The organism is Streptomyces apricus, from assembly GCF_008369065.1.
Lineage (GTDB): Bacteria > Actinomycetota > Actinomycetes > Streptomycetales > Streptomycetaceae > Streptomyces > Streptomyces apricus.
The window spans coordinates 36,334-49,795 of the sequence record NZ_VDFC01000015.1; the positions used below are offsets into that span (position 1 = coordinate 36,334).

Below are 13,462 nucleotides of genomic sequence, written 5' to 3' on the forward strand. Positions count from 1 at the left end.
GGGGTAGGGGGCGGAAGAGGGAGGCTGTATAGAAATGTGGGTCGTCGTATAGAATTCCAAGAGTCCCTGTTTACGTAACCCTGGAGCGCCCCCATGGCGACAGTCCCGTACGCCCTCGCCGGCCGCCACTTCCTGAAGGAGCTGGACTTCTCGCGCGAGGAGTTCCGCGGCCTGCTCGGGCTCGCCGCCGAGCTGAAGGCGGCGAAGAAGGCCGGGACGGAGACCCAGTACCTGCGGGGCCGGAACATAGCGCTGATCTTCGAGAAGACGTCGACGCGCACGCGCTGCGCCTTCGAGGTCGCGGCGGCCGACCAGGGCGCGTCGACCACGTACCTGGACCCGTCCGGCTCGCAGCTGGGGCACAAGGAGTCCGTGAAGGACACCGCGCGGGTGCTCGGCCGGATGTACCACGCGATCCAGTACCGGGGGGACAGCCAGGAGAGCGTCGAGGAGCTCGCGGCGCACGCCGGGGTGCCCGTCTACAACGGCCTGACCGACGCCTGGCACCCGACCCAGATGCTGGCCGACGTGCTCACGATGACCGAGCACTCGGCCAAGCCGCTGGACCGGATCGCCTTCGCGTACCTCGGCGACGCCCGCTACAACATGGGCAACTCGTACCTGGTCACCGGCGCGCTGCTCGGCATGGACGTGCGGATCGTGGCGCCGAAGGCCTACTGGCCCGCCGAGGAGGTCGTGGCGCGGGCCCGTGCGCTCGCCGAGGACAGCGGGGCGCGGATCACGCTCACCGAGGACGTCGCCGAGGGTGTCCTGGGGGCCGATTTCGTCGGCACGGACGTGTGGGTGTCCATGGGCGAGCCCAAGGAGGTCTGGGACGAGCGGATCGCCGCGCTGGGCCCGTACGCCGTGACGATGGACGTCCTGCGGGCCACCGGCAACGCGGACGTCAAGTTCCTGCATTGCCTGCCCGCCTTCCACGACCTGGGCACGAAGGTCGGCCGCGAGATGTACGAGCGGCACGGCCTGGACTCCCTGGAGGTCACCGACGAGGTCTTCGAGTCGGCGCACTCGGTCGTCTTCGACGAGGCGGAGAACCGGCTGCACACGATCAAGGCGGTCCTGGTGTCGACGCTGGCCTGAGCGCCGCCGGGACGCCCGTGTTCAGGGGGACGTCCGCTGGTGCGGGACCGCCGGCAGCCGGAACCAGACCGCCTTGCCCGACTCGGTGGGGCGGTGGCCGCACGACGAGCTGAGGGTGCGGATCAGCAGCAGCCCGCGGCCGTGCTCCTGCCAGGGGTCGGGCTCGCACAGCGGGTCGGGGGCGGTGAGGTCGCCCGGCGGCGCCGGGTCCGGATCGTGCACCTCGACCCGGCATCCGGTGGGCAGCAGCTCCACGACGAGCTCGATGGGCGTGTCGCCCCTGGTGTGCTCCACGGCGTTGGCCACCAGCTCCGCGGTGAGCAGTTCAGCGGTGTCGCTGTCGGCGGCGTGCTCGATCTCGGCGAGCGCGGTACGCACCAGGGCGCGGGCGACCGGCACGGCCGCGGAGGTGTGCGGCAGGGCGATGCGCCAGGAGGCCGGAGCGGAGGGTTCGTGCAAGGCGGATCCGTTCATGGAGCAGGATGTCCTGCTTTCAACTTTAGAAAGGGTACGTGGCGGTCCGGCAGAGGCGCTCGGCGGGCGTTTCCGGGACGTTCGACCCGGTACGGGGTCGGTGTCCGGCGGTCGCCGAGCTGGGGTCCGGCGGGTGCCGGCCGGATGTCGGCCCGGTGCCGGGCGCGTACTCGGTGAGGCGCGTACTCGGAGAAACGTTCCCGACGCCTCGCACCGCTCCCGCTGTTACCGGTTCATCGACGACTCGTGACGCCCGCGGCGCATCAGCTGCCGGGCTCCTCCGGAGCTGCCGGTACGCCCGCGAAGTCCGCCCCGGCGTCGCGCAGCCGCTCGTGCAGGGCCCGGAAGACGGCCGCCGAACGGGCCCCCGGCCAGTCCTGCGGCAGCAGCGCGGGGGGCAGTCCCGGATCCGCGTACGGGAGGTGGCGCCAGGAGTCCAGGGCGAGCAGGTAGTCGCGGTACGCCTCCTGCGGCGGGGTGTCGGTCCGCGCCTCCCAGGCATGCAGCACGCGCGCGTGGCGGTCCAGGAACGCCTCGTGCTGCTTGGCGATCGCGGCGAGGTCCCACCAGCGCGCGACCGCCTCGGCCGTGGGCGCGTACCCGAGGTGCTCGGCGCGGAACAGTTCCACGTACGGGTCCAGGCGCAGCCGTTCCAGCGTGTGGCGGGTCTCCTCGTGGAGGCGGGCCGGGGCGATCCACACGCCCGGGGCGGCCGTCCCGAAGCCGAGGCCGGCCAGGCGCGAACGCAGTACGTGCCGTTTCTGCCGCTCGGACTCCGGCACGGAGAACACGGCGAGCACCCAGGCGTCGTCCCGGGGCGGCGAGGCCGCGTAGACCCGGCGGTCGCCGTCGTCGAGGAGCTGGCGCGCGTCCGGCGACAGGACGTACCCGGCGGCGCCGGCCTCGGTGCGGGCGGGCAGGAGCAGTCCCCGGCGTTTGAGCCGGGACACCGACGAACGGACGGAGGGCGCGTCCACACCGGCCGCGGCGAGGAGCCGGATCAGGTCCGCCACGGGTACGGGACCGGGGGCGAAGCGGCCGTACGCGCCGTAGAAGGTGACGATGAGGGACCGGGGGGCGTGCTGCTCGGACACGTCGGTCACTCTAGATCGTCATCGGTTTCCTGACGACAGTCAGCGGTACGCGACAGTGGTGGCGGTACGCGACAGCGGTGGCGGTGGCGGTGGCCGTGACGGTCGGGCGGGCGGCGGTGGTCAGGCGGCGATGGTCAGCTGTCCGACCGGCACCCGGTGCGGGGCGACGACCTGGCCGTCGGGCAGCAGCGCCCCGGTGTCGTCGAAGACGATCGCGCCGTCGCACAGCAGGTACCAGCCCTGCTCGGGGTGCGCGGACACGATGTGCGCGTCGGTGCGGTCGGCGGACGGGCACGAAAGCTGGCGAGAACACATGAGGAGCCTCCACCTGCGAGGGGTCGGGCGGCGTTTTCGTCGTCCGTATGGATAGACCATGCGCCCGCCGCGAACTCATCGGAACAGCCGGGAGCAAGCCGTGACAACACGCGGACAACACTCGGACGGGCCCGCGACGGACGACGCGGACTCGCCACCAATGGGGTGACGATGGCACCCGAAACCGCGTCGGGCGGGTACCTGTGGAATCCCCCACCCCAGGAGGTACTCCGATGCGATCCATCCGGTTGCACCAGGTCATGGGCGCGGCGGCAGCGTCCGCCGCCCTGCTGCTCGCGGCCCCGTCCGCGACCGCCCTGTCCACGACCGCTCCGTCCGCGACCGTCCCGTCCGGGGCCGCCCTGTCCCAGTCGTCCGCCCCCGGCGACCTGGCGGAGACGGTGACCGTCGACCCGATCGGCCGCCTGGCCTCGGACGGCACCGTCACGCTGTCCGGCACGTACCGCTGCACGGGCGGCAGCGGCCCGGTGTTCGTCAGCTCCTCGCTGAGCCAGGGCGACACCGGCGTGCGCAAGGGCGTCGGCGGCACCACCGCCGTCTGCGACGGCGCCGAACACGAGTGGACGAACACCGACCGCACGGACCCGGGCCGCTTCCAGCCGGGCGCGGCGAAGGTCGAGGCGACGGTGATGGAACTGCGCTCGGGCGGACTGCCGCTGCCGATGTTCCACGCGGCACGGGAACAGGCCGTGACGCTCGTCGGCTGACACCCTGCGCCCTGCGCCCTGCGCCCGGCACTCGCCCCCGTCCGCTGACGTCCGCCGCTCGTCGTCCGCCGCTCCTCGTGGGTCCCGCGAGCGGCGGCGGACGGAACGCGGCGGGACGTGACGGGGCGGGACCGGACGGGGGACGGGCCCGGTCAGTTCTCGGCGAGGCCGTAGCGGGCGTGCAGGCGGGCCAGTGGGGCGGGCGCCCACCAGTTGCTGCGGCCCGCCAGGTGCATGAGGGCGGGAGCCAGCAGGATACGGATCACCGTCACGTCCAGCAGGACGGTGACGACCATGCCGACGCCGACGATCTTCAGTGGGACGACGGGCGACGACGCCTGCCCCAGGAAGACCACGATGATGAGCGCGGCGGCCGAGGTGATCAGCGGGGCGGTGCGCCGCACCGCGGCCTCGACGGCGGCGGAGTTGTCCCCCAGCGTCAGGTAGCTCTCACGGAACGCGGACAGCAGGAACACCTCGTAGTCCATGGAGAGCCCGAAGGCGATGGCGATCACCAGGATGGGCATCATGATGTCGGTGGTGCCGACCGGTGTGAACGAGCCGACCAGGCCCCGCAGATGGCCGTCCTGGAAGATGAAGACCATGGCTCCGAGGGCCGCGGTCATGCTCAGCGCGGTCAGCAGGAGCGCTTTCAGCGGCACCAGGACGCTGCCCGTGAAGGCGAACAGCAGGACGAACATGGACAGGGCCACCCAGGCGACCGCGAGCGGCAGGCGGTCGGCGAGCGCGTCCCTGGTGTCCTGCAGCAGGGCGACCTCGCCGCCCAGCAGCGGTGGCACGGGCGCGGCCACGGCACGTACGGCCGCCAGCGAGCGCAGGGCCTGTCCGCCGTCGGACCGGCCGCCGGCCGGTGTGACCCTGAGCCAGGTGTCGGAGCCGTTGGTGTAGGAACGCAGGACGGCCGGAGCTGCCGGCCGCCGGCTGCCGTGCGTGTAAACGCCGGTCTCGCTTTCGACGTGGCGTACCCCCGGGACGCGGGAGAGGGCGCGTGCGTAGTTCTCGATACCGGCCGCGGCCTGTGGGGTGCCCGCCGCACCGGGTAGCACCACCGCGATCGCGGGGGCGGACAGCTGCGGGAAGTCCTCGCGCACGCGGTCGGAGGCCGTTCTGACCGCGGTCCCGGCGGGGAGCGCCCGGTCGTCGGGGAAGCCGAAGGACACGTCCGGGAAAGGCGCGGCCAGCGTCAGCAGGAGGGCCGTCACCGCCACGGCGACCGGTGCCGGGGCCCGTCGCACGAGCCGGGCGCTGGCGGACCACAGTGGGCCCGTGACCTTCTTCGTGAACCCGCCGCCGCCGTTGCCGTCACCGCCGCCGTTGCCGTTGCCGTCACCGTTGCCGTCACCGTCGCGTACGGAGGGCGCGGCCCCGGTCCGCAGCCGGCGGCCCGACAGGGCGAGCGCGGCCGGCAGGACCMCCCCGGCGGCCAGCGCGGACAGCAGCGTCACGATGATCCCGCCGCAGGCCACGGTCCTCAGGAACATCGTGGGGAAGACGAGCAGCGCGGCCAGGGACAGTGAGACCGCCGCCGCCGAGTACGCCACGGTGCGGCCCGCCGTGGCCATGGTCGTCCGCAGTGCCGCCGCCGTGTCCGCGCCGGAGTCGAGCTCGGTCCGGAAGCGCGTCACCATGAACAGGCTGTAGTCGACGGCCAGGCCGAAGCCGAGAGCGCTGGCGATGTTGAGCGCGAAGACGCTGACCGGGGTGAGCGTCGCCAGCGTGCCGAGCAGCGCGGCGGTCGCCGTCACGGACAGCACGCCGACGAGGACGGGGAGCAGGGCCGCCAACAGGCTGCGGAAGACGAGGATCAGCAGCAGCAGTACCAGCGGCGCCGTCAGCAGTTCGGCGCGGACCAGGTCACGGCGGCTCTGCTCCTGCAGCGCCTCCAGGACCGCGGAGGATCCGGCGGCCGCCACGGTGACCGGCCCGTGCCGGCCCAGGACGGACGGCAGCAGGCGCGCCACCGCCTCGCCGACCTCCTTGTCGTCCCCCCGGTACCGCACGGCGATCACGGCGCTCCGGCCGTCCCGGGCGCGCATCGCGGGACCGCCGTCCCAGGTGGAGGAGACGTAGTGGACCGGGGCGGCGCGCCGTACGTCCCGGACCAGGGACCGGCCCGCGGCCACCACGGACGGCGAGCCGACCGCTTCCCCGCTGTCGCGGGGTTCCACGAGCAGGAGCACGTCGGGGTCGCCGGTGCCGAACCTCGTCCCCAGGACGTGCTCCGCCCGGACCGACGCGGCCGACGGCGGATACATCCCGCCCGCCGTGAGCCGGTCCGACGTCATCGCCGCGACGAGACCCGAGAGCAGGAGGCACACGGCGGCGGTGGCCAGAACCGTCCGGGCGCGGAGCCGGGGAAATCCGGCCCTCTTTTCCTTGTCGGCCGCTTCATTCCGGGAATTACGGAGCATCCTGGGTCTCCACGGGTCTTGCCTTGGCCCGCGAATGGGCGATGCGGGCAGGGAGGACCGGCACAGTACCACCGATGAGTAAAGGCTCGGAGAATGAAAACCGAAAAGCTTTTCTAGAGGAGGAAGAGCAGGTCATCGACGGTTTTCGTCGACGCGTCGGTTCGTTCGCCGCCGGGTCCGCGGGGAAACGTATTTTCTTTTCTTCGCGATATCCCCAGGGTCGCGTCTTCATGTGATGACCGGGCGGGAAATATCTGTTCCTTTCGGGGTGGCGGCCCCGACACGCCGTGTCCTCCGCCCGAATGGGGCGTTGGTGGATCGAGAACCACATCCGTGGATCGACCGCGAGAAGGAGGAGCCCGGACCGTGCCGGCCTCACCGCCCGAACCCTGCGACGCCGTCGATGCTGCCGACGCCGTCGGCGGGGATCCAGCCCGTTCCGCCCTGCCGTCGCACCATCCCGTGGTGCGGCTGCGCCGCCTCGCCCAGGACCGGCCCCACGACGTCGCCTACCGTTTCGTCGGCGGCCGCAGCGGGACCGTGGACGAACCGCTCACCTGGACCTACGCCGAACTGGACCGCCGGGTCCGCGCCGTGGCCGCCGGCCTCCGGGCACGGTACGCCCCCGGAAGCCGGACGGCCCTGGTGTGCCCGCAGGGTCCGCAGTACGTGACGGCGTTCCTCGCCTGTCTGTACGCGGGCGTCGTCGCCGTCCCCCTGTGCGAGGCCGGCTCGGTGTGGGACGCCGACCGGCTGTCGTCGGTGCTGCCCAGCGCCGATGTCGCCGTGGTCCTCACCGACGGGGCGGGCGAGGAGGACGTCCGCCGCCTGCTGGCCGCCGACCCGCGGCTCACCGGGTGCGAGGTGCTGCGGACCGACGCGGTGCCCGATGGTGGGACCGACGACGGGCTTCCCCTCGACCTGGCGCCGGACATGGTCGCCTACCTGCAGTTCACCTCCGGATCGACCTCGGCCCCGCGTGGCGTGCGGATCACCCACGGCAACGTCGCCCGGGCCGTGGCCCAGGTCCGCACCGCCTTCCGGGTCGACCGGTCGAGCGTCGCCGTCAGCTGGCTGCCGCTCTACCACGACCTCGGCCTCATGCTCGGCGTACTGGGACCCGTGGGGCTGGGCGTCCCCTGCGTCCTGATGGGACCGGCCGACTTCATCCGCAGCCCCCTCACCTACCTCGGCGCGATCAGCCGGTGGCGCGGCACCATCACCTCCGGGCCGTGCTTCAACCTCGACCTGTGCGTGGACCGGGTGAAGGGGACCGCCCTGGACGGCCTCGACCTGTCCAGCCTGGCCGTCCTGGGCAACGGCGGGGAACAGGTCCGGGCGTCCAGCCTGCGCCGGTTCACCGAGCACTTCGCCCGCTGCGGCTTCCGTCCCGAGGCGCACACCCCGTCGTACGGGCTCGCCGAGGCCACCCTCATCGTCACCTGCACCCCTCTGGGCGAGGCGCCGCACGTGCTCGTCTGCGACCGGGGGGCGCTCGTCTCCGGACGTGCCGTCGACGCGGAGGCGAGTACGGAGGCGGGCGGGGAGACGGGCACGCAGGCAGGCGTAGGCGCGGACGCCGGCACGGTGCCCGAGCACGCCGTCGAACTCGTCAGCTGCGGGGTCCCCGTGGACCAGCGCGTCCTCGTCACCGACCGGGCCGGCCGCACCCTGCCCGACCGCTCCATCGGCGAGATCTGGACCTGCGGCGGGAACGTCAGCCCCGGCTACGCGGGCGACCCCGGCACAGGGGTGTTCCACGGCCGGCCCGCGGACGCGGACGGCACGGACGGAGCGTGGCTGCGTACCGGGGACCTCGGGTTCTTCGCGGACGGCCGGCTGTACGTGACCGGCCGGGTCAAGGACGTCGTCATCATCAACGGCCGCAACCACTGGCCCGCCGACCTGGAGGCCACCGCCGGGAACGCCGCCCCCGCCTTCCGGCAGAACCGTATCGCTGCCTTCCGTACGGACGTCGCGGACCGGGAACGCCTGGTGATGGTCGCCGAGGTGGACCCCCGGGCCGCCCGCCGGGAGGAGACGTCCGCGTCCGCGGCGGAACAGGCGGTACGCGGTGCCCTCCTGGCCAGGCACGGCGTCGAACTGCACGAACTGGTGCCGGTACGGGCCGGGAGCCTGCCCATGACCAGCAGCGGGAAGCTCCGGCGCGGTGCCTGCCGGGCGGAGTACGAGGCCAGTTGCCTGGTCCGGTTCGACGCTCTCGCGGACAGCCCGGACCCGGCCCCGGACCGGGCGTGAACACCTCCGTCGCGGCCGACATCACCTGAGACGCCGTCCCCCGGGGCGGCGCTCCCCGAGGACGGCGTTCCCGGAGGACGCCCGCCGCCACCCCTTCACCCGGATCACCTCCTCTGGAGCAATCGACAGTGATCGCGCTTCTGTTCCCCGGCCAGGGCTCCCAGCACCGCGGTATGGGCGAGGGACACTTCGACCGGTTCCCCGACCTCACCGCCCAGGCCGACGGCATCCTCGGATACTCCGTCGCGCGCCTGTGCCTGGACGATCCCGACGGGCGGCTCGCGGACACCCGCTACACCCAGCCGGCCCTGTTCGTCGTCAACGCCCTCGCACACCGGGACTGGTCGCGGCAGCACGACGTCGAGCCCGACTTCCTGGCCGGACACAGCCTCGGGGAGTACAACGCCCTGGAAGCCGCCGGCGTCTTCGACTTCGCCACCGGACTGCGGCTGGTGCGGCGGCGCGCCGAGCTCATGGCCCTCGCCCGCGGCGGCGGCATGGCCGTGGTCGCCGGCCTCGACGCGGACGGCGTCGCCGGCGTCCTGGCCCGCCGGGGGTACGACGACATCGACCTCGCCAACCACAACACCCCCGACCAACTGGTGGTCTCCGGTCCCGTCGAGAGCATCGCCGAGGCCTGCCCGCACCTGGAGGCGGCCGGTGCCAAGTGCCTCCGGCTGCCGGTGAGCGGCGCCTTCCACTCGCGCTACATGCGCGACGCGGCGGAGGCGTTCGCCGGCTTCGTCGCCGGATTCGAATTCGGACCGCCGCGCGTCCCCGTGATCGCCAACACCACCGGCGCACCGCACGGCCGGGACATCGGCGCCGAACTGGCTCGCCAGATCTGCTCGCCCGTCCGCTGGACCGACTCCGTGCGCCACCTGCTCGACGCCGGCGTGGACGACTTCCGGCAGCTGGGACCCGGCAAGGCCGTCATCACGATGGTGCACGCCGTACGCCGCGCCGGGTCCCGTCCCGCCTCCACCTCTGCCTCCACCTCCGCCTCCGTCCCCGCCTCCGCGGAACGGCGGGACGGCCACGATGCCTATGCCGGCCTCCTCGAACGCGACCTCGTCCACCATGTGCGGGAGCTCCTGGCGGCCTCCGGCCGGCAGGACGTCACGGTTGCGCCGGACTCCGAACTCACCTCGCTCGGCTTCGGATCCGTACAGCTCATCGAGTTCTCCGCCCGGCTCAGCGACCACCTGGGAGCCGACGTACCGCCGGCGGTGTTCTTCGACCACCTCAGCGTGGGCGCGCTCGCCCGCCACCTGGCGTCGGTCCACCACGACCGGATGCCCCAGGTGTACCCCGCTGCCTCTGTCGCCCCTGTCGCCCGGGTCGCCGAGGAGCCGCCCATCGCGACCACCGGCCGGGAACGGCCTCCCGGGTCCCGCCGCGCCGTGCGGGAGCCGGCCGGGCCGGCACCCGAGCCGGTCGCCGTCATCGGGGTCAGCGGCGTGTTCCCGGGCGCGCGGGACCTCCGGACGTTCTGGGAGAACCTGCTGTCCGGGTACGACGCGGTCGGCGAGGTCCCGGCGGACCGCTGGGACTGGCGGACCCCCGACGACGGCGCACCCGGCCGGGCGGCACCGCACCGCTGGGGCGCCTTCCTGGACGAGGCGGACGCGTTCGACTGCTCCTTCTTCGGCATCTCGCCCGCCGAGGCACTGCTGATGGACCCTCAGCAACGCCTGTTCCTGCAGGCGGTGTGGCACGCCGTGGAGAACGCGGGCCACCGCCCGTCCGACCTGGCCGGCAGCCGCACCGGCGTCTTCGCCGCGGTCAGCGGCATGGACTACGTCGAGGCCCTGGCCGCCGCCGGACTGCCGGTCGAGGCCCGTACGGCGACCGGACTCGCGCACTCCGTCCTCGCCAACCGCGTCTCCTACCTGCTGGGACTGCGCGGCCCCAGCGAGCCGGTCGACACCGCCTGCTCGTCCTCGCTGGTGGCCCTGCACCGGGCGGTCCGCAGCATGCGCCTCGGCGAGTGCGACCAGGCCCTCGTCGGAGGGGTCAACGTCCTCGCCGGACCGAGCGCCTTCAGCTCCTTCGGCCAGGCCGGGATGCTGGCCCCGGACGGCCGGTGCAAGACCTTCGACGCGCGGGCCGACGGATACGTACGGGGCGAAGGGGTCGCCGTCGTCCTCCTCAAGCCGCTCGGCCGGGCCGAGGCCGACGGCGACCACATCCACGCGGTCGTCCGCGGAAGCGCGGTCGGCCACGGCGGACGGACCGCCTCCCTCACCGCCCCGAGCCCCGACAGCCAGGCCGACGTGATCGTCGGGGCGTGGCGGGAGGCCGGCCTGGACCCGTCCACCGCCGGTCTGATCGAGGCGCACGGAACCGGCACCGGGCTCGGGGACCCGGTGGAGATCGAGGGTCTGCGGCAGGCGTTCCGGACGCTGTACGAGGACTGGGACCTGGACGGCCCGGACGAACCGCACTGCGGCATCGGCTCGGTGAAGACCGCCATCGGGCACCTGGAGGCCGCCGCGGGCATCGCGGGCCTGGTGAAGGCGGTGCTCGCCGTCCGGCACGGCCGCCAACCCGCCCTGCGCGGCTTCGGGACGCCCAACCCGCACCTCCGGCTCGCCGGTTCACCGTTCCGCCTCCTGGACCGGAACCGCGCATGGCCCCGCCCCGCCGGCCCGGACGGCGGTGAGGTGCCCCGGCGCGCCGGGATCAGCTCGTTCGGCTTCGGTGGCGTCAACGCCCACGTGGTGCTGGAGGAGTACGTGCCGGCGACGGCGCCCGCGACGCCGGCTCCTCCTCCGCCGGCAGCCGGCCGGCGACCGGACGACGGCCGGGCGCACATCGTGCCCCTGTCGGCCCGGACCGCCGGACAACTGCGGGACCAGGCCGAGCAGTTGGCGACCTGGCTGTCGGCCGGCCCCGCGTCCGACGACCACCCGGAGACCTCCCCGGCGGACGGCGTGGACCCGGCCGATCTGGCGGCCACCCTGCAGACCGGACGGGAGGCGATGCCCCACCGGCTGGCCGTCGTCGCACGGGACCTCACGGAACTGCGCGGCGGGCTGGAGAGCCACTGCCGCAACGACACAGCGGTTCCCGGCGTGCACACCGGGGTCGTCGGCACGGACGCCCTCGCCGACCTCGGCGCGGACCCGCCGGGCGCCGCCTATCTGGCGGAACTCGCCGGCGGCGGCCGCCTCGACCGGCTCGCCCAGCTGTGGACGGCGGGTGTCGACCTGGACTGGGCGGCGCTGCGCCCGGAAGGGCCGCACCGCCGGCTGCCCCTGCCCGGCTACCCCTTCGAGCGGCGCCGGTTCTGGCCGCGGCCGCAGGAGGGCGACGCCGCGGCCCGGCCCCGACCCCCGCTCCGGCTCCAGTCCCGGTCCCGGTCCCGGCCCGTGGAGGAAGCCGCCACGGGTTCCCCGGAGGACCTGGCCGAGACGCTGCTGGAGGAGTTCGCGGCCGTACTGAAGTGGGACCGGGACGAGATCCGCGCGGACACCCCGTTCGACCGGCTGGGCCTGGACTCGATCACGATCCTGCAGCTGCGCCGCCGCCTGGAGGACCGGTACGGACCCCTGTCCGCCACGGTCTTCTACACGTACAAGACCGTCCGCGACCTGGCCTCCCACCTCGCCGGGCGCGACGGCACGACCGCTGCGACCGCTGCGGCCGCTGCGGCCGTCCGCGGGACCGTCTCCCGGCGGACCTCGCCGGTGTCGGTGGAACCTGGCCCCGACCCCGACTCCGACCCGGATTCCGGGATCGCCGTCATCGGTATGAGTGGCCGTTACCCCGGTGCCCGGACGACGGGCGACCTCTGGCGCAACCTGCTGAACGGCGTGGACTCCGTGAGCGAGATCCCCCTCGACCGCCCGGGATTCCGCAGGTACGCCGAGCTGGCGAAGGAGCGGCACGGCGACGACTGGCGTCGCTGGGGCGGCTTCCTGGACGAGGTCGACACGTTCGACGCGGGGTTCTTCCACATCTCGCCGGTGGAGGCACGCTTCCTCGACCCGCAGCAGCGGCTCTTCATCGAGACGGCCTGGGAGTGCGTCGAGGACGCCGGCCACACCCCCCTCACGCTCGCCGATCCCGGGGCGGGCGACCGGCGCGGGCCGGTCGGCGTGTTCTGCGGCGTCACGTACAACAACTACCAGCTGTTCGGGGCCGGGGCCGTCGCCCGCGGGGAGTGGGTGGCGGTCGAGTCCCAGACGTTCTCCGTGGCGAACCGGGTGTCGTACCTGATGAACCTCGGCGGTCCGAGCCTGACCGTCGACACCGCCTGCTCCTCGTCCCTGTACGCGGTGCACCTCGCCTGCGAGAGCATCCGCCACGGCGAGTGCGACGCGGCGATCGCCGGTGGGGTCAACCTCTCCCTGCACCCCACGAAGTACATGATGCTCCAGGACGCCGGGTTCCTCGCGAGCGACGGCCGGTGCCGGGCCTTCGGCGCGGACGGGGACGGCTACGTCCCGGCCGAGGCGGTCGGCGCCGTACTGCTCAAACCGCTCCGGCAGGCGCTGCGCGACGGCGACCACGTCTACGCGGTCGTCAAGGGCTCGGCGGTCAACAGCGACGGCCGGACGCTCGGCTACAGCGTGCCCAATCCGGTCGCGCAGACCGAACTGGTGCGGGCGGGCCTGACGGCCGCGGGCGTCACGGCGGACACGATCGGCTACGTCGAGGCCCACGGCACCGGCACGAGCCTCGGCGACCCGATCGAACTGCGGGCGCTCACCGACGCGTACGCCCCCGCGGGCCGGGCCGGTCAGTACTGCGCCGTCGGCTCGGTGAAGTCCAACATCGGCCACGCGGAGGCGGCGGCCGGCATCGCCCAGCTGACGAAGACCGCCCTCCAGTTGCGGCACCGCACCCTGGTCCCCACCCTGCTCCACTCGGACCGCACCAACCCCGAGATCCCCTTCGGGGACACCCCCTTCCGGGTCCAGCGGGAACGCGGCCCGTGGGAGCCGCTGCGAGGTCCCTCGGGAACGCCGCTGCCGCGCCGGGCGGGCATCAGCTCCTTCGGCGCGGGCGGCACCAACGTCCATCTCGTGCTGGAGGAGGCGCCCCCGCGCCC

General features: G+C 73.5%; 8 protein-coding genes. 4 read left to right on the forward strand and 4 right to left on the reverse strand.

What is annotated here, in order from left to right:
• Window positions 1–93: 93 nt before the first annotated feature.
• Window positions 94–1,101 (forward strand): ornithine carbamoyltransferase, encoded by a 1,008-nt coding sequence (gene argF, locus FGF04_RS05225; RefSeq protein WP_149510040.1) that lies wholly within the window; start codon window positions 94–96, stop codon window positions 1,099–1,101.
• Window positions 1,102–1,122: 21 nt separating this feature from the next.
• On the opposite strand, the gene FGF04_RS05230 is transcribed toward argF, so the two are convergent.
• From FGF04_RS05230 to FGF04_RS05240, 3 genes are all read right to left on the reverse strand, one after another.
• Complete coding sequence (locus FGF04_RS05230) at window positions 1,123–1,575, reverse strand: ATP-binding protein (protein ID WP_149510041.1); 453 nt, start codon at window positions 1,573–1,575, stop codon at window positions 1,123–1,125.
• A 263-nt stretch (window positions 1,576–1,838) separates the two neighbouring features.
• Window positions 1,839–2,678, reverse strand: a complete 840-nt coding sequence (locus FGF04_RS05235; protein ID WP_149510042.1) for a PaaX family transcriptional regulator — start codon at window positions 2,676–2,678, stop codon at window positions 1,839–1,841.
• A gap of 111 nt (window positions 2,679–2,789) precedes the next feature.
• Window positions 2,790–2,984: a DUF5999 family protein gene (locus FGF04_RS05240; protein ID WP_149510043.1), complete on the reverse strand. Its 195-nt coding sequence runs from the start codon at window positions 2,982–2,984 to the stop codon at window positions 2,790–2,792.
• Between the two features lie 233 nt (window positions 2,985–3,217).
• On the opposite strand from FGF04_RS05240, the gene FGF04_RS05245 reads away from it, so the two are divergent.
• Window positions 3,218–3,712, forward strand: coding sequence for a DUF6299 family protein (locus tag FGF04_RS05245; RefSeq protein ID WP_149510044.1), 495 nt, complete (start codon window positions 3,218–3,220; stop codon window positions 3,710–3,712).
• Between the two features lie 152 nt (window positions 3,713–3,864).
• On the opposite strand, the gene FGF04_RS05250 is transcribed toward FGF04_RS05245, so the two are convergent.
• On the reverse strand, window positions 3,865–6,144 hold the full coding sequence (locus FGF04_RS05250) for an MMPL family transporter (RefSeq protein ID WP_149510045.1): 2,280 nt from the start codon (window positions 6,142–6,144) through the stop codon (window positions 3,865–3,867).
• A 366-nt stretch (window positions 6,145–6,510) separates the two neighbouring features.
• On the opposite strand from FGF04_RS05250, the gene FGF04_RS05255 reads away from it, so the two are divergent.
• Both FGF04_RS05255 and FGF04_RS05260 read left to right on the forward strand, forming a co-directional pair.
• Complete coding sequence (locus tag FGF04_RS05255; RefSeq protein WP_188113967.1) at window positions 6,511–8,403, forward strand: fatty acyl-AMP ligase; 1,893 nt, start codon at window positions 6,511–6,513, stop codon at window positions 8,401–8,403.
• 128 nt (window positions 8,404–8,531) lie between these two features.
• A partial coding sequence (locus tag FGF04_RS05260; protein ID WP_188113968.1) for a type I polyketide synthase occupies window positions 8,532–13,462 on the forward strand: 4,931 nt, incomplete at its 3' end.